Raw genomic sequence first — 25,611 nt, forward strand, 5'->3', positions numbered from 1 at the left:
AGAGGTTATTACTTTTTACTTGCCGAAGTTTCAAACCCGATATAACGCAGTTCAATAAATCCTTTTTCACCTGCATTAAGACCAAGACTTGCACCATCGGGTACTCTGATTTCTGCATTTAGTGTCTTGTTGTCCCTAAAGAGTATGAATTTGTTGAACTTGTATTTATAGCTGTCTGTTTGAATGGCATCACAAATAGATTTGATCGGTAAATCCATAATGATATTTGAGTCCAGTTTTTGAATGATCTGTCCGTTTAAAAGTGCAATCGGCAGATTGTTGGTATATTCTACCAAACCGCGTGAAGTATCACTATTGGCAACTCCATAGGTAAGACGAACACTGGTTGCGATAAAATAGCGTCCTGTATCGAGTTTGTTGCCATCAAAAAGGTTTTCTCCCACAATCTTTTGTAGTTCCTTTTCAAATAAATCCTGCGAACTTCCATTGGCTTGTAATTCCTGTCGAATATAGATTTCACTATCCTGTAATTTGATGTTTTGGTTACGGATGTTAGTGATCATATCGTTTGAGAAGTTCCCTGACTCACCTGCAACCCTTGATAGAAATTGCAATACTTCGCCGTATAATTCTGTTTGTTTCATTTGTGTATGTATTTATAAAATTTGTTGTTGTGTTTTGTTGCAAACTGTTGCAAACTGTTGCGTTTTGTTGCAAGTTGTTGCGGGTATTTTAAGTTAGTGGAAACTCTAAGCGAGCTGGCTGCATGTTTGTTTGATAACTACCAACTTACGTGTTGTTTCGATTTGGCGTAAAACGATAGCCCATCCCCATGCGTCTGCGCGCTTCCACTGTTGGTTTGACAACATCACCGCCGCCTGTCTCTAACATGTCGTGCATGAATTTGTTCATCGCTGTTCCGTCTGCTTCGGGAAGTGTTGGTGTTGCTGCTTCTGCGATAAAACGTTGTCCTTGTCGAATTCCCATTCCTAATAACAAATTCCTTACAAGTTTTGCTGTAGTGTCATTTCCTTGTATGGAAGCTGCACCAAAAACACCCAATGCTGCTAATGCAGCTTTTCGCATTTTAGAATCTTCAATAGGTACTAAACCCTCAATTCCCGAAGAAAGTAGTCCGCCTGCAAGCATACCACCTGCATCAAAGGATGCACCTGCGATTGTCTTGCCTGTAAACATTTTTAATTTCATAGTGTATTTATATTTAATGATTAATACTTGATTTTAAGCCTTGGCTAATAGTGTTCCTATGACTGCTGTGGCTGTTAGTAAAAGTCCTGCATTTGATTTTTTCTTTGTTGGTATATCTGAGCCACCAACAACGGTTGGTAATGGTACTACATCGACTGGCTCTGTAGGATCAGTAGTAGTTTTAGATTCTACTAAAAAAACAGGATAGATCGCGGTGGTATTCTCTGACCACTGATGGTTATAGCCCTCAAATATCCATGCTGCATCGGTAGTTTCTTGTGCTATCTCTGTAATTCTGTAGGTAATACTAAGTGAGGAAACAATACTTTCAAAGGCAGGAATAAGTGCATAAAACACCTCATTGTATTGATCGAGTGCCAAGCGGGAACACCTGCGCCAATTTTCATTCACGCGTAAGAACCAATACATGTCACGACAAACATACACTGCCATTGCTAAGTAATTGAGTCTATCATTTAATTGATTGACCGTAATAGCCGTTTGTAATTCTTGAAATAAGTTTTGAAAATACGGTTCATGAATAGCGGATATTTCAGCTACGGTTTGTTGTGGCGTAAAGGTGGAGTTCCAACAGGTAAGTTCAAGTCCATTGGCGAAAATTGCGCCGAATGTATTGGAAAAGAAATTGTCTCCTAATATAGAACCAATTAAAGAATCTGCTATCGGATCGCCTGTGGATGGATTGCCTAAACCTGTATGTGATTTTGCTCTTTTTAATCGCGCAAAAGTTTTTGAAAAGTTGACAAACTCATCATCTACATAAATCCCTTTGCTAGTAAATTTTAGTGTAGGATTGTGACCATACCAAAGTTTGTCAAATATCTTTCCCCGAAGTAGATCACTACTGTGTTGTGAGGTCGTATAAGGTGTAAGTATATTTAAAAAGTCATCTACACGGTTTAAGGATTCGTAGATAGCTTTGTGATACTCATTTTTGTTAAAATCTGTAATGGATTGTCCTGCATAAGCTGCTGAGAGTCCAATAGGTTGCGAGTCGTTGTATGTGTTGTGATTGTTGCATCCGCATGATGGCGCGGAGAGTCCGACATATTGTAAGTTTGCTTCTTCCATGTAGATATCGTGTTTTTGTAAGTATGGTAATTCAGATAAAGAGTTGATAGTGCCATCAATAACATGATAGCCGCTTTTAAGACTGCCCCGTTTTTGATCTTTGGGTACAATCACATATACATGCGTGTAGAGTGTTGGGTAGTAGGCTGCTTGTTTAATGCGTCTTAGGTAATGTTTGATACCTAAATTCAGTAGAATCGTAGATGCGTTTAAGCTAAAACTTTTACAATCATTCCCCTCATGGCGTGTTGCCCACATACAATTCGGTGCTTTAAGGCGTTGCAGTTCGGTATCTAGTTCGTATTGAAAGTGATTGAATAAAAAAGAGTGAATGCGACGGCATGTATTGGAGAGAGAAAAACCTGAAAACTCTGCCTTTGCAATGGCTGCCGATTCACCCTTATGTTTTTTTGCCCAAGCAGCAATGGTTTTCATGCCATGTGCCGTTGTGCCTTTGCCAAGAAAATCTCTGCTGCAATTTGATGGCGCGTAGTACTTTTTGTAGGCTTCTCCCGAAGCTACGACGCGTTTTAATGAAGTATTGGTGTGTTCTCTTGACATTGTTGCTGCTTGTTGCAACTTGTTGCGTTTTGTTGCAAACTGTTGCGCTTTGTTGCAGCTAAATTGTTAAGAAATAAAATTTGTGTGGGAGGATTGTGTTGGGTAGGGGCGGATTGGGTTTGTTAATGTTTGATAATAAAAATTATAGGCTCATATGTCTATTTTTAAATTCATAAATGATTTTGAATCTATAATTCTTTTTTCATTTAGTTGCTTAACAACTATTTATTAGTATAATTAATTTTGTTTTCGCTCTATTTCCTTTTGTTTTGTTGGCAATGACTAATTATTCATTTGTAATTTTTGGCTTGTGTATGGCTGAAGCGAATTACAGATTCATATCACTTTAGTGTTGACTATTGTCCGTTGTATAGTTGTCAACATATGCTCAACTTTGCATTTATGGATATAAAAATCAAATTCGGTCAAAAAGTAAAAGAGTTAAGGCTTGAAAAAGGTTTGTCTCAAGAAGCATTTGCTCACTTGGCGGAACTTGATAGAACTTATATCTCTAGTATTGAGAAAGGTGATAGAAATGTTTCAATAACAGTTATTGAAAAAATTGCGACAGCTTTAGATATAGAGATTACAAAACTTTTCGAATGGAAAAAAGAGTAGAGAGCATAGTTTTTAGAAGAATGACCTATGCCGATTATAGACACATAAATAAAGTCGGAGGCGAAGAACAAGGAGGTGGGGGACAATCTTACATAGATTTTCCAATTGCAAATATAGGTTTACAAGAATGGTATTCTTTTTTAGGAGACCATACCTCCACAGGAGCTGGTAATAGACCAAAATGGGATTTTAAAATACAAAGTTTAGGAATAGCCGTAAATGAAGATATTCGGATTTATCAAAGAAGACCAGCTTCAGTTAGTATTGCATCTCAAAAATTGCCAGAACATAGTAGAGGAGGAAAAAGGATAGCTTCTTGGCACCCCAATAATTCATTTCCTCTAGATTATAACCCCGACAGTGATAACTTGGTTATTTATATAATTAAAACTACCGATGGAGAATATTGGGCTGGATGGTTTTTGAAAAATGATATACCAAAAAATTGGAATTTTAATGATGAATTAAAGGTTTTGTTTGAAGAAGAATCTGGTAAAATTGATGTTCAAACTAAAGTTTTGTTTGATACAGAAAATAAAGATTGGCCTTTCTACTTTGATGCACAAACAATTGTTAATCAGATTAAAACTGATGAAGATGTTGAAGAAGATTTATTGAATCAAGATACTTCTCCAAAGCTTGTAGAATTGGATGACGAAGGTGTTGAACCAGAATTAAAAGAGAGAATATTTAAAATAAGGAAAAGGAATAACAAAATAGTTAAGGAGTTAAAGAAGTTATATGGCGGAAAATGCCAAATAACAGGAGAAACAATGACTTTTAAAAAGAAAAATGGTGAACTTTATTCAGAGGTTCATCATTTGATTCCATTAGGGGAAAGCGGTTCCGATTCTTATGCTAACGCGATTGTTATATCTCCATTGATTCATAGAATGTTACACTATGCAGATGTTTCTGAAATAGATTTAAATAATATCGTGGATAACAAGCTAAAAATCACAATTAATGGAGATGAGTATGAAATAACTTGGCTACCACAACATCTTGAAACAGTGCAAAAATCTTTAGAAGACTAATCCTTTTTAAGATGTATTAAATACTCGTTTAAAGTTGATTCTTTCTTGCTATTATTGCTTTTGAATCGTTTGTATTCTATATTCTTTTTTGAAACAGTGCCATAATTAGATAAAAACAAAATTAAATCAGATATAGGAATTAGTCCGTCTTCACTATAACTAATTAAGAAATCTTGACAGTTAATACTTGTAATTATTTTATCGAAAGAGTCTCTAATTTTAACTTTCGAACAAAAATTTGAATATTGGTCACGCCAAGGTCTTAAACCACTTTCTCCAATAGCTTCTGGCTCATCTTCTCTTGCTAAAGTTTCTAAAATATGATAATTAGCTGCGTATTGTCTTTTGATATATGGTGGGTCTATATAACAAATATCACCAACTAATTTTGGTGCTATTTCTTCTGCATAACCTTTAAAAACTTGATGTCCTTCTGTTTGTCCAAGGTTTGAAAATTTTGATTGATACAGTAACATTGGACTTTCAGCTCGCTTTACAAATTTTGATAAATAATGACCGTAAGTACCTGCTATATTAGCAATATCATTACTAGCCATAATAAGGTCGTGTAATAAAAGAGAATGCTCTATGTCTGTAATTAAGTTTCTCTTCTTTAGGCTTTTAATTTCTTTTCTTATTGCATCAATTTTTGCGGCATTTTCTGCTGTATAATACTTTCTTGGTTTTGTTGCATTAATTGGATTTCCCTCAGGACTAAATTCATTAAAAAAGTAACCTTTTATGGGCTTAACATTATTTAAATAGTCAAGAATTAGGGTGTAATTACTTTTTTTGTTGTCAAGGTTTTGATTTTTAACGATTGACGAAATTTTATTAAAATCAGGTGCTTTTGATAATAGTAAATGTAAATGCAAATGATGATAAGAATAAGTCATTACATCATTTGCCACAACTTTAAAATTGTTTTCGCGGAGTGCAAGAGACAATAATCCAGTGCCAGCCATTAAATCAATTACTGTTTCAGTGTTATTATTTATTCTATGAATTTCTGATATTATTATATCGGAAAGCTTGTCTTTTGAACCAATGTACCTGTAACCCATTTATTGAAAAATTTCTTTAGTATCACATTCTAACAGCCTCTTAATTGGGATTAATTGGTCTGCTGAATGCAGGGTTTCAAATATTGTTTCATAGTCATTGTTATTTAAGCCGAAGAAACTCGCTATAATTTTCTCAATCAGTAAGTCATTTTCTATTGAGATGTTTTTATTATTTGAGTTTACAACTTCATTTTCAATTATATATGATATACTTTTAATCTTTGACAATGTTTTTCTACATTCAAAATTAATTTTTGGAAAAGGTAAATTTACAAGCATAGTTTGTGTCAAATAAGGATGACTTTTCCATTCATTCTCACCATATTTCTTTATTAAATAATATGTCATTAATCTTGAATTTAGTACTGCAAGAATAAACTCTAAAGTGATTTTTGATTTGTATTTAGGATTAAGTTTTAAGATGTAAACAACTTGATTTGTAATAGAGTTTTCATAATCAATACTAGCTGTTATGCCTATACCGGTTTTTCTGACCAATATTTTTTTCCCCTGATATATGGATAGATTTTTATAGTTAATTCCTTCTTTTTGAGTATTAATCCAGCTTTTTGATTTTGATGTATAGCGGTATAAATCTTCTCCTACTTTGATTTTTATATTTCCAACACCATTGTGATTTAAAATTATTTTTTCTTTTATGGTGTTTTCAACGAAAGGGGTGTTACACTTTTTACACCTAGGTTCTTTTGAGCGAGGTTCAGGTGTCCAATTTTTACATTTATGGCATTGCCAAACAATTCCCTTTTTAGAAATTTCAGCACCTCTAGTATTATTAACAAATGTTTTTAGCTTTAAACTTCCTTGTTGAATTTTGTCAAAAGTTTCTCTTGAATCAGCTTTTAAGTCAATATCAAATACGCAATTTTCATTTTCTGAAAATCGAGATTGCAAAACTTTATGTGAAAGTTCATTGTCTATTTCTAAAAGAGAGACTTCATTAGAAATAACTCTTTTCTTATTTGCTGTTGATAACCTGAAACAATCAACTTTGTGATTCTTTTTTGGCATCTTATTTTTTCCGATAATTACAACACAAGCTCTATTGATTCCTGGAAAGATTTTTTCTCCTAATCTGGCAATAAAATTTATTGTTGTGTTTTTCGACAATAAACACCTCAAAGAACTTTGTTCTTGACTAAAAATAGAATCAGGTAATATCAATCCGTAAGTTCCATTGTCGTTTAGATTATTTAAAATAACCTCAATGAATAAATTGTAAATATCAAATTGACCTTTGGTTAATTTAAAATTGGAATATAGTGTTTGCGAAGTGTAATTACTTAAATCAGCTCCCCAAGGTGGATTACTTAATGCAATGTCAAAACCATTTTCAATTTCAAGATTATCTTTTAATTTATTCCATCCATCTTTTGAATTCAATTCTGGATAAGGGAATAAACCATCACATTTAACGAAACTATGATTAAAGTTTTGAAAATCAGGCTCTGAAAATTTTATAATGGAATTATTTATTGCATTTATATCTATATCAAGTCCAATAAACTTTGTAGCATTATTCTTTTTAATTTGTTCTGCAAAACTTCTCAATAACATACTATCTCCACAAGCAGGGTCAAGTATTGAATAATTCTCTTTTTTTAAGGAATGATATTGAATTACTTTTTTTGACAAATAATTAGAAAGAAAATCAGGAGTATAAAAAACTCCGTTTTGCTTTCTTTTTTCTCGGGAGTATAATTCTACTAAACTCATTTTTTTTCGTATTTCATTTGTTTTTCGGCAACTTTTAAGGCATTCATTCCTTCTTTTTCATCTTTCACTATATCGTAAATCTTTGAACCAATCCACAGAGCTTCTAATTCTGAAAACGAACAATTGAAAGTTTCACTTATTGTTTTTAAGTGTTCTCGTTTTAAGGGTTTTTGGTCGCTTTCAACTTTACTTAAAAAACCATCTCCGATTTCAAGTATTGAAGCTAATTGCCTTTGAAACATTCCTTTTGATTCTCTTAATTCCTTAATTTTTTGCCCAAGTGTCACTTTACCAAATTTAGACTTGACTAATCAAGGTCAAATTTAATTAATTTTATTTGATAATTCAATTAGAAGTTGGATATTTTTAGCACTTTTGAATTATTCTAGTAATTAGAATAAATATTTTGATATACAAGAAATTAATTAAAATATATTCAGTAAGTCTAGAAAAAACGATAAAAAAAGATACATAATAATACGAATCATTCTTTTTGTATCTTATTGAAATAAATTAATCAACAACCTCAAACCCAAAATAATCAGCAACTTTCATAGCTTCATGTGCTAACACCAATTTCTTCTTTTTGGCTTCTTCTACAGATATATTTCGGCATTTGGCAATGGTTTCATTCGTTATTTCTCTAACATCCCTACGAGAAATTCCATATAATAACCTGCGAAGTTCAATTTTCCCCATCGTTTTAAATTGCTCTTTTTTAATCATACAACTTAGTTTTTCTTGAATTCAAATAATTGAGGTTTCCCTGCGGTTCGGTTATCAAATACTACTATTTTATGATATCGCCCTCGATGCAGCTTTGCAAGTCTATCAAGCATTTGCTGGGCTAATTCTTTACCATCTTTATACTTACGATCTTCCGCCTGAAAAGAATAGTAGACAGGGTTTTGAATATTACCCAACTCATAATCCATTAAAAACACCATTCGTAGCCTGGAACAATTACCGCAAGCTGTTCGTGTTTTACTGTTGCATTTGCAGTTTTTATTAACATTCATATAATTCAAATTCTTTATGCGTGAGTATATTTAAGATTCTTGGTACTTCCGAAACAAAGTAGTTTGGAATTCCTCTGTTGTGTTCTATATAATGATACACTTGTGGAAGCGTAAACTCACCTTTTATATATTGTTTGACTTTAGCACGTACTTTTTCTTCAGCGGTCATCACTCTACGTCTTACTCCTGCTTTTGTTGCGTTTTGTTGGCGTCTTGTTGCACGCATGTCTTGATACTTTTGATAATTTTTGAGCCACTCTAGTGTATAGGCAAATCCGCCCTCATTGGCTCGCTTTCGTGTAGCATCAAAGTAGATACATGGAAAATGTATTTGATACTGTTTTTTACGCCTAAAAAAGCGTTTAGCGCGATTGATTCGATACACCAAAAAGCCAAACATGTACAGCAGGGTTTCTTTTCGTGGAATACTTCCGTTAGGATTGCGTGAAACTTCATCATCCAATTGCACCAGTGCATTATGCCAACTCCCGTAATACACGTCTTTTCCTTTCCAAATCGGTGCGGCAATCTTTAGAAATAATTGCAAGAGCAGTTCCCGAAATTCTTCTTTGGACAGTGCGCCAGTGGTGGCTTCGGTGTCCAATCGTCGGTTCATCTGTGCTGCCGAAAAGCTGTAATTGTCGTAATGATGCTCGGTGAGTGCTTGTAAAAACTCGGATCGGTACTGAATTTGTGATCGCAAGTACTCGGAAAGCTTATTTTTGGGGAAAATTTCGCGCGCCCCTAGTTTGCCTGCGTTCTGATTGGAAGTTTCTAGGGCTTCATCTTTTGTGGTGATCTTGTAAGAGTTCTTGTTTTTGCTGATTTTTTCATCAGCAAAAGAATCAACTTCCGCTTCTCGGGAATGGTTATCAACATTCCCTACTTTTTTTATTCTTTTTTTAGTAATTGTTCTTGTATCTACACTATGTAGTACTAATTTTTGTGGTTTAAAATCACTAATGTGTTGATTTTCAGTAGTAGGATTTTGCTTGTCACGGAAGACAAAAATGGCTTCATTGATGAAGTAATTCACAGGTTTCTTTCTTCCTCTAGACTGATATTGTTCAAATACACCTGCTTTGTACAAACGCTTGATATGATTGAGAATCGTATTTTGACAATATAGTATTCTTGCGACTCCATCTTTGGTGAAATTGGCAATTTCGTATGAATTGGTATGCACTTTTGGAAATGCTACTTTCGCATCATCAGATAAGAGTTGTAGCTGTTTCCTAAGTTTAATGAGTTGCTGACTGTACAACCATAAAATGACCTCAAAAATGTTTTCATGAGGTTGTCGAACAGGTAAGTACTTTTCTTTGTAGAGCAGAAGCATACTATCTGTATTTATATTTTCAACAAGTGCATTATACGCCGAAGTAGAAAGTTGACTGTTTACAGTTCCATTTGTTTTTTGCTTTTTAAAATTGGTAGTAATGGTGTAGGCATGTGCTTGTAAATTATGTTCTTTGATAAAGGTGCGTACCTTTTGATTATATTGCTTCACTTCTTTGTTCAGCTTTGGAAGCTTCGCATTAAAATCATTGATAAAAATGCGGTAGCGTTGCATAGTTTCTATTTTATCCTCACTCAAAAAATAAGGACATGAAATATGTGAAGGTCTGTACTTACTGATTAATTGCATTGAGTTTACATTTTATGATTAGAAGATCGTAGGTATCGAAGTTTGTGAAGGTGTTAGATATTTGGGAAGCATTAACGCCAGTAAGATTGGTTACAATGCCGCAAATTGAATGAAGACTTACTAATTTTTCATCAACACAGTCAATCTTTTTGATCGTAATACTGAATTCAACAATGTCTTCATATTTAGAAATTAGCACATTGCAAAAGGATGGAATACTCAAAAATTTGAGAATGACTACTGTTTCTTTATTTGAAAAATTATGTATCGTTACATTTCTCCGATCAAGTATTGCACTTGCTATCGGTTGTTTTATTTGATCTGCATACATTAGCTATACTTTATTAGAAAAACCAAAGGCGATAAGAATCGCCTTTGATTTTATTACAGATGAAAAACTTCATCTTTCGTGGCTTTTTCTAAATCATTTGTACTAACAATTTGCCCATTGGCGAGTCTGCAAAACCCTTTTCGAGTCATTCCATTGGCTAGTTTTCCAAATCCTTTGTAATCTCTTAATGTATCTTTAATACTTAGTCTGACTTTCTTTCTACGAATTGTTGCCATATCTATTCCAGTTATGAATTATTACTATACATGATTAAAATATCTTCCATTGCTTGTTCAATAGTGATCAAAGCTTTTTTCTTTTGATTCTTTTTTTGTTTAGGATGATTTATACCTAACATTTTATACAGCTTTGATAACTCATCGTCAGATAAGGCTTGAATTACATTATATGCTGTTACTGCTTTCAAAGAATCTATTTACTGTAAGATTTAACTTATTTTATTGTTCTGTTTTCGTTTTAAAAACTATATTTGTGACTATAAATCACTCACAAAGTAGATTTATTTACTCAAATATAGAACATTTTAGAACATTAAAGAACATTAGTTCTTTTATTTAACATTTTCTTGTATGATAGATTTTAAAGATGCATTAGCTTATTTGCAGAAAAAAGGAGTAACAGCGAGAGAACTTTCCAATTTTTCAGGATTAAGTGCTGGCTCTCTTTTTGCCGTGTTGGATGGTACTACACAGAATCCTAGAAAAAAGACAAAAGATGTAGTGATTGAGTACGCAAAAAAGTTGATGGAAGATCATAAAGAAAGTTTCAATAATGGAGTGATCTTTAACAGTGATGTAGATATTCTTGATAAAAAAGATGCAAACTATATAAAGAAATTAGCACTTGAAATAAGAGCAAATGAGGAAGCTTTGTTGCAAGAACAATCATTTAAGGATATGATTTATATTCAAGCTTTGAAAATGGCGCTATTAGCCAAAGAGGGTGAGAGTATCAGTATTGAAAAGCTTATGAAGTTAAACAAATAGTATACACTCATTCTTCTTCGTTATTAATTTCAATATTGAGTTTAAAAGAAACTTTAGAATCAATTATTTTTATGTAGTTTTCTAAAGAAACAGAATCACTTCCTATTTCATTGAGTAATTCTTTAATCTTGTCTTGATCTTTAATTTTAATGATTTTCTCTAAAGCCTTTAGTTTTTTTAACTCTTGTTCTTTTTTTAATTTTTCGCTTTCTTCCATATTCAACTTAGTAACCAAATAATGATCGCTTAATTTTTTTATGAAATCAGCAGGGGAAGCTTACTTTAGAATTTTACGGAAAACCGTACAGCAAAAATAACGACAAATATTATACCATATTGTGCCCTTATTAAAATTCAATTGTATAAATATCACTGTAATCTTCGGGCAATGTTGCTCCAATATCACGTAAATAATTTTTAAGTCCTGCAATAGATTTGTGTCTAGTAATCGACATAAGTCGAAACAAAATTTGATCGTGTGGCATTCCTGTATCTCTCAAAGACTTAAAAATATTTATGGCTGCTGTATGCCTAAACGAATACAATGTATGGTCAGTATCTAATTTTAATGGTTCTCTTACATTCTTATTGAACCTCTTACCGAAATGGCTAGACTTATTATCTGCATCAATATCCCATGCAGCAGGATGACCAAATCGTGTAATTAAAAAATCATTTCGATCGTAGTTTTCAATATTCATTGCACGAATTTCATCTTCCAATTCTTTAATGATTGGAATTGCCGTTTGCGATTCTACTTTTGTACCAATAAAGATACGTTTTGAATCTAAATCAATATCCTTAATACGAATATTGCATACTTCTTTATTTCTTAAAAAAGCATAGGACATAAATTTTATGAATATTCTTAGATATGGATCATGTATATCTAAATGCTTACGAATTGTTTCAATTTGTTTATTTGAAAATGGCTTGTTCTTTTTTGGAGTAGTCTTTTTCTTTTCAATTGTCTCTACTATATTTTCAGAAATAATCTTTTCAGTTTTCAGAATAGCAAATAACGGTGATAAGGTTCCTCTATAATTATTTTTTGTTTTAGGAGAAACTGATACTGGTTTCAGTCCTAGCTCTTTTTCTTTTTTTGTTTGACGCTTTGTCAATGTGTTAAGAAAATAAGATATATGACTTCTTTCTAAGTCAACAATATCTTTATCTAGCAGATCATTCTTGCCTAACCACTCGATTAGTCTATTATAATGCCCATGCATTGATTCACCAGATTTTTTTGACCAATCCGATTCCTTTTGTTTTAAAGCAAATTCAAGTGCTTTTTTTACTGTCCATTTAGATTTCTTTTTGATTGTATGAACTACTTTCTCAGTTGTATCAATTGAACTCCGATGTTTTTCTAAACGATTTTTTGTTTGTTCATCGGTATCATAAGGTGAAAATCCGTCTTTTAATAATCTAAGTAATGCTCTACGATATGTATTTAAAACTTCCATTCGTTCGGCTCTAGTTTTAAATCTATTAGCTCCCTTGAAGATTGGTTTTTGCTTTTCCATCTTTCCCGATGTTGGATTTCTATAATAGAAATACACATACCAACGCTTAGAAAGATCGCCTTTGGCATCATATATTTTTGGCTCGGAAAACTTTTTTTTTGCCATAGAAATATACTCGTTTACATACTCGTTTGTTAAAAGTTCATCGAATTTAGTCATAAAAAAACGGTTTACCAAAAGAGGTAAACCGTGTAAATACTGACTTGAAGTCTATTTTATCTTAGTAGCGGGAACTGGACTCGAACCAGTGACCTTCGGGTTATGAGCCCGACGAGCTACCTACTGCTCTATCCCGCGATATTGGACTGCAAATATACAACCATTTTCCATTCCACCAACAAAAAAATGATTTTTTATTGCTCTATGTTTTGCGCTTGAAATCCTGTGATATATCCATCTTCACTAATAACCTCTAATTCAATTGGATTGCAGCAAACTTCGCAGTCTTCAATGTATTTTTGAGCGCGTACCGACGTGTCAATCAACATGGAAATTTCCTCCCAACAATATGGACATTGAAAAAAATGTTCGTTCATACTGCAAAAATACGACTTTACAATTGTGATTCCAACGTGTCCATTTCCTCTTGAATGGCTTCCCAATCTTCCATCAAGGTTTCTAAAGTTTTCTTTTTCCCTTGATAGGTGTCAAAGAAATCGGCTTGCGCAATGGTTTGTTCGTAATTCACCGCCAATTCCATGTCAATATCCTTGATTTCTTTTTCCAAATCAGAAATAGCACGCTCTACTTTGTTGAGTTTGTTGTTGAGCGATTTCAGCTTTTTCTGCGATTCGTATGATTGCTTTGGCGCTTCTTCTTTAACGATTTCCTGCTTTACCACAGTTCGCTTTTCAACTTCACGCAAATTTGCCACTTTTCGTTCTTCCAAGTAATAGTTGATATCACCGAGGTATTCTTTGATTTTTTGATCTTTAAATTCGTACACTTTGTTGGTCAGTCCTTGTAAAAAGTCACGATCATGCGAAACAAGAATTAAAGTTCCTTCAAAGTTTTGCAATGCTTTTTTGAGTACGTTTTTCGATTTGATGTCTAAGTGATTGGTAGGTTCATCCATCACCAATACATTAAACGGTTGCAAGAGCATTTTACACAACGCCAAACGGTTTCGTTCTCCTCCCGAAAGGACTTTTACTTTTTTATCCACTTCTTCACCACGAAATAAGAACGCACCCAACATATCACGCACTTTTGGACGCGTTTTTTCATCAGCAGCTTCAATCATAGTTTCTTCTACCGTAAGGTTTCCCTCTAAATATTCTGCCTGATTTTGCGCAAAATAACTAATCTGAACGTTGTGACCGTGTTCTAATGTTCCGTCATGCGAGATTTCGTTTACGATAATTTTAGCCAAGGTCGATTTTCCTTGTCCATTCTGCCCAACAAACGCAATTTTACTACTTCGCTCCACAAATAAGTCAACGTTTGAAAGTACTTGCTTCACACCATAATTTTTTGAAATTTGTTCGCCTTCTATGACCACTTTTCCAGGCTGAACTGACACTGGAAACTGAATCGCCATCACCGCATTGTCATCTTCATCAACCTCAATACGATCTATACGTTCCAGCTTTTTGATGAGCGATTGTGCCATGGTCGCTTTGGAAGCTTTGGCACGGAATTTTTCAATCAGTTTTTCCGTATGTTGAATGTGTTTTTCCTGATTTTTTTGTGTGGCTAATTGCTGCTCGCGAATTTCTTCACGTAATACTAGATATTTTGAATACGGTTTGTTGTAATCGTAAATTCGCCCCAAAGAAATTTCAATAGTTCTGTTGGTTACATTATCTAAAAACATTTTATCGTGCGACACAATGATGACAACGCCAGGAAACGTTTTTAAGAACTGTTCTAACCAAATGATAGATTCTATATCCAAATGGTTTGTGGGCTCATCTAAGAGTAAAATATCGTTTTTTTGTAATAAGAGTTTTGCCAATTCAATTCGCATCCGCCAACCGCCCGAAAAAGTATCTGTTTTTTTGTCAAAATCTTCTCGTTTAAAACCCAATCCTTGTAATACACGTTCAGTATCACCTTTGTAATTGTATCCGCCTAATATTTCGTATCGCGTGGTGAATTCGCTTAAATCTTCTATTAGTTTTGTATATGATTCGCTGTCATAATCGGTACGTTCGGAAAGCTGATGATTAATTTGATCTATTTTCAATTCTAACTCCCGAATTTCCTCAAAAGCTTCATAACTTTCTTCCAACACAGTGCGTCCTTGCGTGAATTCAATGTCTTGCTTTAAGAAACCGATTTCAATATCTTTATCCGTCGCAATTTCACCTTCATCAGGTTCGTTTTCTTTCGCCAGAATTTTTAATAATGTAGATTTTCCTGCGCCGTTTTTTCCGATCAGTCCGACACTGTCGCCCGCATTCAATCGGAACGCAATGTCTTTAAATAGATACGTTCCGCCGAAAGCGACCGCAATATTGTGAATATTTATCATGAGTGTGACAAAAGTTACCGTTTTTATAAAATGTATGTCTTATTTTTGTAAGTAATCAAGACAGTTTTATTATATATTTTACAAATGTTAAAAAAAGGAACGAAATTAAATAGTATTTTAACGGGAAGTTGCCCAAAATGCCAAAACGAAAGCATGTACTTGGTAAAAAATCCGTACAAATTAAGTACTACGTTAAAAATGCACGAAACCTGTTCGCATTGTGGCACTCGTTACAAAATTGAACCTTCCTTTTTTTACGGTGCCATGTACGTGAGTTATGGTGTCGGAATCGCTTTTGCGGTCGCTGCATTTATCATCACACGCTATTTTTTGGGAATCAACGATTTGTTGATCACCTTTTTTGCAATTATGGGAACCTTAATTGGTTTTATGCCGATCATCATGCGCTTGTCGCGAAATATTTGGATCAATCTTTTTATGTCGTATGATCAAGAGAAAGATTTGAAGCGAAGTTGACTTTAGTAGTGAGATGTTAGTATTGAGTATTGAGTATTGAGTATTGAGTATTGAGTATTGAGAAGTTTCAAAGAAAATCTTCAGCTCAACATAATTCGCGAAAATTTACATTCAACCTAAAAAGAAAGACTATTTGTGCATTCGTGACGAAAAGCAGTGAGGTATTAGTAGTGAGTATTGAGATTTCGTTGTGAAAATCTTTTGATTTGTTTTATTTTTCGCGATGAGAATGTTGTGCCCTTCGTTGTTCGTCTAGTGCTTTAGCAACACTTTTTCGGTATCTTTTTTCAAAACGTTTGATATTGATTTCATCTGGCAATGCTGTTTGATGCGTAAGATGATTGTAGAGCTGTTTGGCTACGGTTGGACCAATCATAACGCCACGCGTTCCCAAACCGTTTAAAACAGCCAATTGCATGTGCTTGGGATGCGTTCCGACTAACGGTCTTCGATCGGCAACGGTGGGTCGTATGCCTGCGACTTGATTTATGATTTCATAGTCACATTGTATCAAATTAGACAACTTTTCTTTTAATTCTTTTTTGGCTTTTTCTGTGGGAAGATGGGTTTTGTCTTCCCAATTATAGGTAGCTCCAACCGTATAAATGTCATTTCCTTGCGGGATAAGAAACACGGAAGATTTTAAGACGTAATCAATTTTTAATTGTGGTGCTTTGATGTATAGTAATTCACCTTTGGTTCCGTTGAGCGGTAAATATGAAAAGTACGGATTTTGTTTGATGCCAAAACCTTCACAGAATATAATGTGCTTCGCTTGAAGGTTGTCGTAGCGCACTGAATTTTCTGTAATGACTAATTTTTCGTAGTGAAAACGTTCGTTTCGAAAGCTGTGTTTCTGTTGAAGATACTCACGGTAAGCTTTGAGTAATCTTTCAGTAAAAACTCTACCTGTTTCTTTTACTTTACCCAATGCATACGACGCGTTAACAGCTTCATTTTTATTTGTGATTAGGTCTGTATCTAAATATCTGGATAGTTTTGGCTTGTCAGATGCTTCAAACCATAAGTTTTGTTCTTCAACACTTGCAAAGCGTCGTTTTACAGTAATTTTTTCATCAAAATGGGTTTGTAGTTTTTCTTCTAAAGCTTCGTAAAAAGGCAAGGCAACTTCCAATTGTTCGTTAGCATTCCAAGATAGTGTGAAACGTTTTAGAATCACAGGATTGTACAATCCGCCTGCAACTGTAGAAGATTTCTGAGAGTTATCTTCAAACACCACAAATTCTTTCCCTGTGGCTTCTAATTCTTCACAGAAAGCAATTCCTGCTAAGCCCAATCCGACAACTATATACTCTATCATAGTGCAAAAATAAAAAACGCCCACCAAATAGTGAGCGTTTTTGTATTGTTATGTTATGAATTTTAGTAATTCCACATGTCTTGTTCTCTTCCTCTGATCTTTTCTTTGATACGTTCAGATTCTAGTAACTGCATGAGTGAGTTATCTTTGACATACTCACGGACTCGTCGATCACCTTGCACATTTTCTTCTTTGTAGATGATCCCGTTAAAGCGTCTAGAGTTCAGCAAGTGATCAAATGATAATGGTACAGCGGCATTACGATCATTAAAGGCTTTCGATTCGTGCAAAATTTCTCTTGCATCTGGATAGAATACCCAAAACAATTCGATTAAATCTTGCTCACCATCCATGTCCACAAATTGTGCTTCTGGTGATACTGGAGCAATTCCTAACAATCGATATTTAAGTTCTCCTTGACGTTTATCAAAATACCAAACACCTTTTACGTGATATGCTTCAATATCAGCTGCAGTTAATTCTCTAACTTCTACAAATTCATCAGAAAGCTTTTCATTTCGGTTCAATTGGTCAAAACCTTCAGGCAATGTATCTACTTTCTTCAAACTTGCTTGAATGTCGTTTAAAGTACGTGTTTCTGTAAAGTTTCCGTCTACGTATATCTTATCAATTTTGTTAGACTTGATATTTTTCATCAAAACATCATATAATGAACGTCTATCTGAACGCATTCCAACAGAATCAATTGGATAGTATAAAGGAAAGTTTACTCTTTCATCCAAATCAATGATTTCCCAAGTGGTAGCTGACCAAAGAATATCTCTGTCGTCTACATAGCCATACGGCAATGGACCATCATTGTCTGCTTTTTTCTGCGCTTCTGTTTTTACTCCAATTTCACTTGGATCTTTCGCATTCAATAGATTTGCTTGCGCAAACATTGACGCTGATAGCAGCATAGCAAATGCAATTGTAAATAAACTCTTCCAATTCATAACAAATAGTTTAATAATTTTAGTTTGTAATTTCAATAATTACTGGCGATACTTTCTTAATAAGCGGGCCTCTACTTTTCGCTTTGATATTAAGAATTTGTACGGTTTGCCCTCTTTTTGCTCTGTTTAAAGCGTTTTTAGCTCTTGTATCTAACCTTCCTCCTTTGACAGTTATTGTTGGCTGCCCAGGAACTTTAAAATCAAATTGTGTTACCGTTAGTGGTAAGTCAAAATCAAAGTCTTCAAAGATTGCTTTCACAGTTCCTTTTGCAATACCAGCTTTAGACATTTTTTGAGCTCCTGAAAGTCCTCTAAATTGTCCAGTTGGTGCAGGAATTTCTTTAATTCTGAATGTTTTCTTATCGGTAGCTTTTGAACCGTCGTCAAGTGTAGCAGATACATTAATTGTAACTTCTCTTCCTCCTTGTGGTTTCATGTTATATGCGCCAGCTGCACTTCCTTTTTTACTCAATCCAGGGGCGTTAGCTGCAACTTTATTGTCAGACACACCTGCAAAAGAAATCGTCATTGGATTGTCTACCCCACGATATACTACGTTCATTTTATCAGCAGAAATAGTTGCTGAGTTTGGACGCGGTACTACTACATAGTTTGCTTTGATAGGAATTTTTAATTCTTTATTGTTTTCAATAAATGTAAATTCACCTTTTATTTCGTGCTCGCCTACATTTCCAACATTGAAATCTAAAGTAGCAGCTCCTTCGTCATCAATAGATTCTCCTAAATTGATCTCTTTTCCTTGAACTACTAGTTTTGTTGGCGGTACGTTTGCATACTTACCAATTACAACTTTTCCTTGGAACTTTTCTCCTGCAAAGAAAGCCGATTTATCAGCCAATACGATTGCTTCGTAGTTGTTCAATGTAGTTGCTTCAGTAACAATGTTTCCTAAGAAAAGACTAAACATGTCTGATTCAGTAACTTTTACATCATTTTGCATTGCTGTAAGCTTTGTGTATGATGCAATAGCTGGGAAACCTTGGAAATGGTAGTCTAACCAGTCAATTTTTTTTCCGTCTTTGTTTTCTACTTTATCAGTACTAAATGTTTTAGCAAATTCCTCTGCTTTTCCTCGGTAGTTCTCGTCAGTAGCTAAGATATCATTGATAGCAGTTTTGTACTCTTCAATGTTAGCCATTACTTCTTTTCCTTTCACCGTTAAGCCGTCACCTGTAAACCAAGCTTCGTCAAGAATATCTGTTTTATCCATTGATTCGAAAGGAAGTTTTCCTGTTTCGGCATCAACTTCATACTTTCCTTGCTTAATTAAGTCTTTTTTTAGTTCTTCAAGATATGCGTAGAATTTATCTGAAGCTATTTTTACTTGTTGAGCTCTTGCTGCTGGCGCTTTGAATTCTTTCGGATTCTCGTCAGCTTTTACTTTAAGCTCTTTTAATAATTTATCGTTCCTATCAGTTGTAGCTGTATTTGAGTCAGCAAACTTTGCTTCCATTAATCCGAAAGCCGAGAGTACTTCTTTTGACATTTGCATCGCCATCATTGCGATAAATACCAAGTACATCAAGTTAATCATTTTCTGCCTTGCAGATACTTTTCCTCCTGCCATTTCTAATTAGTTTTTTTGTTAAATTTTGTTGAATTAAATTATAAGTAACTAATTAGTTCTTGTTCATTGCAGATAACATTCCTCCGTATACACCGTTTAATGATGATAGGTTAGATGCTAATGATTGCATTTGGTCTTTCAACTTCGCAGCATTTTCTGCAGCTTCTTCGTTGATGGTTGCTTGACGGTTAGCACTTTCCATTTGAACTTTGTAAAGGCTATTCAAAGATTCCATTTGTGCTGCCGCTAATGACATTTCTTCACTGTATTTCTTTGTAGATGCAATTGCGTCTACTGTTGGAGAGATACTTTTTGCAGCTCCTTCAAAGTTGCGAATGCTGTCTCCTAAGCTACTCATTAATTCGCCGTCAATTCTAGCATCTTTTAATAAGCCATCTAATTTTTTAGATAATAATCCTTCTGCATCCGTTGCTTCTTCTTCTTTTTTAGCTTTCGCTTTAGCTGATCCTCCTGATAATTCAGGATATACTAGTGACCAATCCAACTCGTCAGATTGTCTCTCAAATGCTGAATATGTAAATACGAGTGCTTCTACAATCATACCTATAGTTAAAATTTCACTTCCGTAAGGCCAGTGCTGAATTTTAAATAATGCTCCTACAATTACAATTGCCGCTCCCAGTCCATATACCATGTTCGTTAGCGTGATCTTGCCATTCTTTGCCATAATAATCTAATTTTTAGTTTAGTGTTTAGTTAATAAATTTAAGTGTTGTTGGGTTAACCGTGGTATTTAAGGTATTACGATTTATTAATTTTTTACTGTTCCGATAACATCTGTTCCCATGTAACTTTGTACCGTTCTGAAACCAATGTAGCTTCTTGCTGAATCTTTGTATTCAAAATCCCTTGTACTTACTTGCAAGAAATATTCAACATCTTTCCAAGAACCTCCACGAATTACTTTTCGTTTGTTTAAAGTGTCATTTACGTTTGGACTCATTGTAGACATGTACTCATAAGAACTCGGATCGTAAGACGATGCTGTCCACTCAGCTACGTTTCCTGCCATATTGTACAAGTTAAAGTCGTTTGGTTCAAATGCATCAGCTTCTACGGTATATAACGCTTGATCTGCCGCATAGTTTCCACGTAAAGGTTTGAAGTTGGCTAAGAAACAACCTCTATCGTTCATTGTATAAGGTCCACCCCAAGGATATGTTGCTCCTTCAAGTCCGCCTCTAGCTGCGTATTCCCACTCTGCTTCAGATGGTAATCTGAATTTGTTGATCATGTGACGCTTTCTTTCTTTTCTGTAGATATTTTTCTTCAACGTTCTCCACTCACAAAATGCTTTTGCTTGTTTCCATGTTACACCTACAACTGGATAGTCATTGTAAGCATCATGCCAAAAATAGTCATTGTGCATTGGTTCGTTGTATGAGTATTCGAAGTCTCTAATCCAAACAGTAGTATCAGGATAGATTTCTAAGTTTTCTCTTTTGATGAATTTAGTACGATCCATTCCTTTGTTCTTGGCAGCACTTTGAATGTCCATCCAAGTGTATTGAAATCTTACTTTAGTCCAATCTATAGTACGTTGTCCGTTATACGCTTGTTCTTCAGGAATATAAATAGAGTCCATTACCTCAGCATAAAACTCATCTGGAATTTCAGAGAAATCCCAAATTAAATCCACATCTTGATTTAAACGTCTGCCTTCATACCCAGTTGGTCCCATTCCGGCATAATTATCATTATAATATTTTTGCCAAGCAGTTTGGTCAGTAGTATCCGCATCTTTGAATGCATATTTTGCAATTCCATCTTCGTTCGGATCAGTTTTATCTTCTTCATCCGCTAAGATTGCCAGTTTCGTTCTGATGACAGAGTCACGAACCCAGTATACAAATTCTCTATATTCACTATTTGTAATTTCAGTTTCATCCATATAGAATGATGGAACTGTTACAGTTTTAGTAGGTGCGTTTTTAGTCTGAGCAATGTCATCATCTGACTTACCCATGATAAAGGAACCACCCGGAACTAGCGTCATACCATACGGTTTTTCAGGATGCCATTTTTTACCTTTGACACCAACTAGCTCACCTCTGTCTTTAGAACCACAGCTATAAAGAAATGCTAAAACGGCTGTTAATACAACAATCTTTTTCATACGGAATTATTGAGGTTAATACGTTTTTTATAGATTTTAAGGGCGTAAACCTATCTATTTATTTTTAAAAAAACAATTTTTTATTCTAAAAACTAATGGTTTTAAATTGCTTTTTCTCAATATAATTTTAAGGTTTTCTTAACACGCTTATTTAATTTATACTCTTTTTATACGCCATCCACCATCTTTCAGGGACAATTTGATTGCAAGCATTCAAATAATCTTGGTGTGTGCAAGGTAATAACGTATGTCTTTTTAATTTATTATTCAAACTTGAAATAAATGGTATTTCTATCCACCATCTTTCTGTTTTATTGCTTTTGTAAAAAATCATTTCTTCTGTATCATTGGGCACAATATACTTTAAATACTGATCTTTTGAGGTAAAAGGATAATCTTTAACACGATAATTGACTCCTTCAATGAAGTACCAAATCATTTGTGCCGCTAACATCGCTGTAATTTCTTCGTCTTTTGAGTTTTTATATTCAAAGATACCAAAAGAAGATACTTTATCACTAATTCCTGCGTAACGACTAATAGCACAGATTTCTTTTCCATCCAAACCATTAGGTGATGTACTTTGGTTTCCGCTCATTTCAGAAGCTTTTACCGCAGATAAATCTATTCCGACAATATCGGCATCACGCGTAATAGGTTCTACAATGCTTATGTCGTTTGACACTTGCCCTAAACGATACGCATCAAAAAAGAGTTTTTGCATTAAGTCTATTTCTTCTTGTGCATTGAAATAGGTTTGATACCCAATGTTACTGTAATTAAATAGGTTGTGTGGTGCTTCGGTAATTATTTTTCCCATGTAGGAATGATTACTGACCGATTCTGTAATCGCACCAAAATCAAATTTACTGTCTACATTGACAATGTTGACCGTTTGCTCCAAATTGTCATACGCTCGATACATGGCGTACATTAAATCTTGACTTCCCCCTAATATAATAGGAATGCTGTTTTTTTTGAGCAAGGGCTCCATGATGGTTTTCAACGCTGCATATGTATCATCCACCGATGCTCCTTTTTGAAGATTGCCTAAATCTACTATTTTGTGATTCCAGTTGCCTGGATATAAACTGTACAGTGCTTTTCGAATTTCTAGCAAATCTAAGTTTTCACCTAAGTAATTGATGTCGCTTCGATTTTCTAAGACGGCAATGATGATAAATTTTGCTTCCGCCACCGATTCAGGGATTCCATGTTTGGACGTGTGAATGTCTATATGGTTTCCCAGTGCTTGTTTGGGCAATAGTTCATTATGAGCCATCAACAAATCATTGACTGGCGATAAGAATTCGAACTCCATTATTTTTTAGCTTTTGCTTTGCTTTTCGGTTTTGCCTTTGCTTTTGCTTTGGTTTTTTTCTTTGGTGCTTTGTCCTCTATTATTTTTTGAACTTCTTCTAACGTCAATTTGGTAGCATCCACCGTTTTTGGAAGTTCTATTTTTGTTTTTCCTTTGAGGATGTTACTTCGTCCCCAACGCGCTTTTTCCACACGAATGCCTTCTTCTTCCCAGTTATGGATGATTTTATCGCGCTCTTTTTGCTTTTTATCTTCTATCAATTCTTCAATATCAGCTTGTGAAAGATTGTCGAAATCGTATTTTTTATTCACATTGATAAAGATGCCATTCCATTTGAGGAAAGGTCCAAAGCGTCCTACACCTTTGGTCACATCATGACCTTCGTAATTTGCAATAGGCGCATCTGCTTTTTCACGCGCAACGATCAATTCCATCGCTCTGTCCATTTCCACACTGAGTGGATCTTCTCCTTTATCTAACGAAATGAATTTTTTACCAAATTTCACATACGGACCATAACGACCGTTGTTTACCTCAACCGTTTCGCCTTTGTATTCGCCCAACGTTTTTGGCAATTGGAATAAATCCATGGCTTCTTCGTAGGTGATTGTATTTAGTTGCTGATCGGGACTGAGACTGGCAAATTTTGGCTTTTCTTCATCGTCAACCGTTCCAATTTGCACCATCGGTCCAAATTTTCCGAGTCGCACACTTACTTGTTTGCCCGTGTCTGGATCGGTTCCTAAGATACGTTCGCCTGATTCGCGTTCGGCATTTTCTTTAACATCTTCTACTTTTGGATGAAAATCTTTGTAGAAATCCTTCATCATGTCTTTCCACTTTTCGTTTCCAGAAGCGATGTCGTCAAAATCTTGCTCTACTTTTGCGGTAAAGTTATAATCTAAGATAGAAGCGAAATTTTTTACCAAGAAATCATTTACAATCATTCCAATGTCTGTTGGCACGAGTTTCCCTTTGTCTGAACCTACTTTTTCCGTGAGTTCTTTTTCGATGATTTTATCACCTTGCAACGTGAGTTGTTCGTATTTCCGTTCAACACCTTCCACGGTTCCTTTTTCTACATATCCTCTATTTTGAATGGTAGAAATGGTTGGCGCGTATGTAGATGGTCGTCCAATACCTAATTCTTCTAATTGTTTTACCAAAGATGCTTCTGTAAATCGGTATGGTGCTTTGGTGTAGCGTTGTGTGGCGCTGATGAATTCGTTCGTTAGTGATTCACCTATAAATAATGCTGGCAACATGCCATCTTGCTCTTCATCGTCGTCGTCTTTTCCTTCTAAATATACTTTTAAGAAACCTTCAAACTTCAACACTTCTCCGTTTGCCGTGAAGCGTTCGTCATGCGTATTGGCTTCTATTTTTGCGTTGGTACGTTCTAGTTTTGCATCACTCATTTGCGACGCAACGGTACGTTTCCAAATTAATTCGTACAAACGCACTTGATCGTATTCTGCATCAACCGAATGGTTTTCCATGTTTGTCGGACGAATTGCCTCATGCGCTTCCTGTGCACCTTTTGCTTTGCTTTTGTAGTTTCTTGGGTGACTGTATTCTTCTCCGTATGAACGTATGATTTCCTCTTGTGCTGCATTTTTAGCATCGTTGGAAAGATTCACGCTGTCTGTTCTCATATAGGTAATTAGACCAGCTTCATATAAGCGTTGCGCCAAGGTCATTGTTTTACTTACCGAGAAATAGAGCTTTCGCGATGCTTCTTGTTGTAGTGTTGATGTAGTAAATGGCGCTGCTGGTGATTTTTTTGCGGGCTTGGTTTCTAAGTTTGCAATTTTAAAATCGGCACCTACATTTTTCGCCAAGAAATCTTTAGCAGCTTGATGCGTTGAAAATGTTTTATTAAGTCTGGCTTTGAATTTTTTCCCTTTCGAGTTGGTAAATTCAGCGGCAATTTTAAAAGATGCTTTTGGTTTGAAGTCTTGAATGCTACGTTCGCGCTCTACAATTAAACGAACTGAAACCGATTGCACACGTCCGGCAGACAATCCGCCTTTTACTTTTCGCCATAATACAGGTGAAAGTTCGTAACCCACCAATCTGTCTAAGATTCTTCGTGCTTGTTGCGCGTTGACTAAGTTGTAGTCAATATCTCTTGGATTTTGAATTGCTTTTTGGATGGCTGTTTTCGTAATTTCATGAAAAACGATGCGTTTCGTGCGTTCTGGATCTAACTTTAACGTTTCTGCCAAATGCCACGCAATGGCTTCTCCTTCCCGATCTTCATCACTAGCAAGCCAAACAATTTCTGCTTTCTTAGCTAAGTCTTTTAATTTTTTTACTACTGATTTTTTATCATCAGAGACAATATATTCAGGTTCAAAATCGCCCTCAACATTTACGCCCAATTCTTTGGAAGGTAGATCTGCAATGTGTCCAAAACTAGATTCTACTTTGTAATCTTTTCCAAGAAATTTTTCAATTGTTTTCGCCTTTGCAGGTGACTCAACAATTACCAGATTCTTTGCCATATATTATTTTTTCAGAATACA

The 25,611-nt window shown here is 34.9% G+C and carries 26 protein-coding genes and 1 tRNA gene; 4 read left to right on the forward strand and 23 right to left on the reverse strand.

The annotated features are described in order from the left end of the window. Nucleotides 1-8: 8 nt before the first annotated feature. The 3 genes from KORDIASMS9_RS01985 to KORDIASMS9_RS01995 form a co-directional block, all read right to left on the reverse strand. On the reverse strand, nt 9-605 hold the full coding sequence (locus KORDIASMS9_RS01985; protein WP_114901239.1) for a hypothetical protein: 597 nt from the start codon (nt 603-605) through the stop codon (nt 9-11). Between the two features lie 145 nt (nt 606-750). After that, entirely contained in the window at nt 751-1,170 is a 420-nt protein-coding gene (locus KORDIASMS9_RS01990) for a hypothetical protein (protein WP_114901240.1), read from the reverse strand. A gap of 33 nt (nt 1,171-1,203) precedes the next feature. Next, a complete protein-coding gene (locus tag KORDIASMS9_RS01995; RefSeq protein ID WP_114901241.1) occupies nt 1,204-2,823 on the reverse strand; it encodes a hypothetical protein in 1,620 nt (539 codons plus the stop codon). Between the two features lie 402 nt (nt 2,824-3,225). Between KORDIASMS9_RS01995 and KORDIASMS9_RS02000 the strand changes: the two genes are divergently transcribed. Then, the gene (locus KORDIASMS9_RS02000) at nt 3,226-3,441 is read left to right on the forward strand and encodes a helix-turn-helix domain-containing protein (protein WP_114901242.1); all 216 of its coding nucleotides are present in this window, start codon (nt 3,226-3,228) and stop codon (nt 3,439-3,441) included. Continuing rightward, nucleotides 3,426-4,478 (forward strand): hypothetical protein, encoded by a 1,053-nt coding sequence (locus tag KORDIASMS9_RS02005; protein WP_114901243.1) that lies wholly within the window; start codon nt 3,426-3,428, stop codon nt 4,476-4,478. The genes KORDIASMS9_RS02000 and KORDIASMS9_RS02005 overlap by 16 nt, the downstream gene beginning before the upstream one ends. Here the strand turns inward: KORDIASMS9_RS02005 and KORDIASMS9_RS02010 are convergent. From KORDIASMS9_RS02010 to KORDIASMS9_RS02050, 8 genes are all read right to left on the reverse strand, one after another. Beyond that, the gene (locus KORDIASMS9_RS02010; protein ID WP_114901244.1) at nt 4,475-5,542 is read right to left on the reverse strand and encodes a DNA adenine methylase; all 1,068 of its coding nucleotides are present in this window, start codon (nt 5,540-5,542) and stop codon (nt 4,475-4,477) included. The genes KORDIASMS9_RS02005 and KORDIASMS9_RS02010 overlap by 4 nt on opposite strands. Beyond that, nucleotides 5,543-7,276, reverse strand: a complete 1,734-nt coding sequence (locus KORDIASMS9_RS02015; RefSeq protein ID WP_114901245.1) for an N-6 DNA methylase — start codon at nt 7,274-7,276, stop codon at nt 5,543-5,545. Further along, nucleotides 7,273-7,563: a helix-turn-helix domain-containing protein gene (locus KORDIASMS9_RS02020; RefSeq protein ID WP_114901246.1), complete on the reverse strand. Its 291-nt coding sequence runs from the start codon at nt 7,561-7,563 to the stop codon at nt 7,273-7,275. Before KORDIASMS9_RS02020 ends, KORDIASMS9_RS02015 begins: the two co-directional genes overlap by 4 nt. 226 nt (nt 7,564-7,789) lie before the next feature. Next, the gene (locus KORDIASMS9_RS02025) at nt 7,790-8,002 is read right to left on the reverse strand and encodes a hypothetical protein (RefSeq protein WP_114901247.1); all 213 of its coding nucleotides are present in this window, start codon (nt 8,000-8,002) and stop codon (nt 7,790-7,792) included. Between the two features lie 5 nt (nt 8,003-8,007). After that, nucleotides 8,008-8,295, reverse strand: coding sequence for a hypothetical protein (locus KORDIASMS9_RS02030; protein ID WP_162819727.1), 288 nt, complete (start codon nt 8,293-8,295; stop codon nt 8,008-8,010). After that, complete coding sequence (locus KORDIASMS9_RS02035) at nt 8,285-9,943, reverse strand: hypothetical protein (protein ID WP_162819728.1); 1,659 nt, start codon at nt 9,941-9,943, stop codon at nt 8,285-8,287. The genes KORDIASMS9_RS02030 and KORDIASMS9_RS02035 overlap by 11 nt, the downstream gene beginning before the upstream one ends. Before the next feature lie 384 nt (nt 9,944-10,327). After that, the gene (locus tag KORDIASMS9_RS02045) at nt 10,328-10,510 is read right to left on the reverse strand and encodes a hypothetical protein (RefSeq protein ID WP_114901251.1); all 183 of its coding nucleotides are present in this window, start codon (nt 10,508-10,510) and stop codon (nt 10,328-10,330) included. Between the two features lie 11 nt (nt 10,511-10,521). Next, complete coding sequence (locus tag KORDIASMS9_RS02050) at nt 10,522-10,701, reverse strand: hypothetical protein (RefSeq protein ID WP_114901252.1); 180 nt, start codon at nt 10,699-10,701, stop codon at nt 10,522-10,524. A 163-nt stretch (nt 10,702-10,864) separates the two neighbouring features. Here KORDIASMS9_RS02050 and KORDIASMS9_RS02055 point away from each other — a divergent pair, with 163 nt between their 5' ends. Then, on the forward strand, nt 10,865-11,281 hold the full coding sequence (locus tag KORDIASMS9_RS02055) for a hypothetical protein (RefSeq protein WP_114901253.1): 417 nt from the start codon (nt 10,865-10,867) through the stop codon (nt 11,279-11,281). A gap of 7 nt (nt 11,282-11,288) precedes the next feature. Here KORDIASMS9_RS02055 and KORDIASMS9_RS02060 read toward each other — a convergent pair whose 3' ends face one another. The 5 genes from KORDIASMS9_RS02060 to KORDIASMS9_RS02080 form a co-directional block, all read right to left on the reverse strand. Then, on the reverse strand, nt 11,289-11,498 hold the full coding sequence (locus tag KORDIASMS9_RS02060) for a hypothetical protein (RefSeq protein ID WP_114901254.1): 210 nt from the start codon (nt 11,496-11,498) through the stop codon (nt 11,289-11,291). Between the two features lie 130 nt (nt 11,499-11,628). Beyond that, entirely contained in the window at nt 11,629-12,966 is a 1,338-nt protein-coding gene (locus KORDIASMS9_RS02065) for a site-specific integrase (protein WP_114901255.1), read from the reverse strand. A gap of 65 nt (nt 12,967-13,031) precedes the next feature. Further along, nucleotides 13,032-13,104 (reverse strand) — tRNA-Met (locus KORDIASMS9_RS02070). 56 nt (nt 13,105-13,160) lie between these two features. Then, nucleotides 13,161-13,343 (reverse strand): CPXCG motif-containing cysteine-rich protein, encoded by a 183-nt coding sequence (locus tag KORDIASMS9_RS02075; protein ID WP_114901256.1) that lies wholly within the window; start codon nt 13,341-13,343, stop codon nt 13,161-13,163. A gap of 17 nt (nt 13,344-13,360) precedes the next feature. After that, entirely contained in the window at nt 13,361-15,283 is a 1,923-nt protein-coding gene (locus KORDIASMS9_RS02080) for an ABC-F family ATP-binding cassette domain-containing protein (protein ID WP_114901257.1), read from the reverse strand. An 84-nt stretch (nt 15,284-15,367) separates the two neighbouring features. Between KORDIASMS9_RS02080 and KORDIASMS9_RS02085 the strand changes: the two genes are divergently transcribed. Beyond that, nucleotides 15,368-15,760 carry a DUF983 domain-containing protein gene (locus KORDIASMS9_RS02085; protein ID WP_114901258.1) on the forward strand — a complete coding sequence of 131 codons (393 nt, stop codon included), beginning with the start codon at nt 15,368-15,370 and terminating at the stop codon, nt 15,758-15,760. Between the two features lie 211 nt (nt 15,761-15,971). On the opposite strand, the gene KORDIASMS9_RS02090 is transcribed toward KORDIASMS9_RS02085, so the two are convergent. The 7 genes from KORDIASMS9_RS02090 to topA all read right to left on the reverse strand — a co-directional run bounded on the left by KORDIASMS9_RS02090 (nt 15,972) and on the right by topA (nt 25,590). Continuing rightward, on the reverse strand, nt 15,972-17,081 hold the full coding sequence (locus KORDIASMS9_RS02090) for an FAD-binding oxidoreductase (protein WP_114901259.1): 1,110 nt from the start codon (nt 17,079-17,081) through the stop codon (nt 15,972-15,974). A gap of 62 nt (nt 17,082-17,143) precedes the next feature. Further along, entirely contained in the window at nt 17,144-18,037 is an 894-nt protein-coding gene (gene gldN, locus KORDIASMS9_RS02095) for a gliding motility protein GldN (RefSeq protein ID WP_114905118.1), read from the reverse strand. Between the two features lie 19 nt (nt 18,038-18,056). Further along, on the reverse strand, nt 18,057-19,625 hold the full coding sequence (gldM, locus tag KORDIASMS9_RS02100; RefSeq protein WP_114901260.1) for a gliding motility protein GldM: 1,569 nt from the start codon (nt 19,623-19,625) through the stop codon (nt 18,057-18,059). Between the two features lie 52 nt (nt 19,626-19,677). Beyond that, entirely contained in the window at nt 19,678-20,313 is a 636-nt protein-coding gene (gene gldL / locus KORDIASMS9_RS02105) for a gliding motility protein GldL (RefSeq protein ID WP_114901261.1), read from the reverse strand. 84 nt (nt 20,314-20,397) lie between these two features. After that, nucleotides 20,398-21,762 carry a gliding motility lipoprotein GldK gene (gene gldK / locus KORDIASMS9_RS02110; protein ID WP_114901262.1) on the reverse strand — a complete coding sequence of 455 codons (1,365 nt, stop codon included), beginning with the start codon at nt 21,760-21,762 and terminating at the stop codon, nt 20,398-20,400. Nucleotides 21,763-21,913: 151 nt separating this feature from the next. Further along, nucleotides 21,914-23,083: a formimidoylglutamase gene (locus KORDIASMS9_RS02115; RefSeq protein WP_114901263.1), complete on the reverse strand. Its 1,170-nt coding sequence runs from the start codon at nt 23,081-23,083 to the stop codon at nt 21,914-21,916. After that, nucleotides 23,083-25,590, reverse strand: a complete 2,508-nt coding sequence (topA, locus tag KORDIASMS9_RS02120; RefSeq protein WP_114901264.1) for a type I DNA topoisomerase — start codon at nt 25,588-25,590, stop codon at nt 23,083-23,085. The genes KORDIASMS9_RS02115 and topA overlap by 1 nt, the downstream gene beginning before the upstream one ends. Nucleotides 25,591-25,611: the final 21 nt, after the last annotated feature.

It is taken from the genome of Kordia sp. SMS9, from assembly GCF_003352465.1.
Taxonomy (GTDB): domain Bacteria; phylum Bacteroidota; class Bacteroidia; order Flavobacteriales; family Flavobacteriaceae; genus Kordia.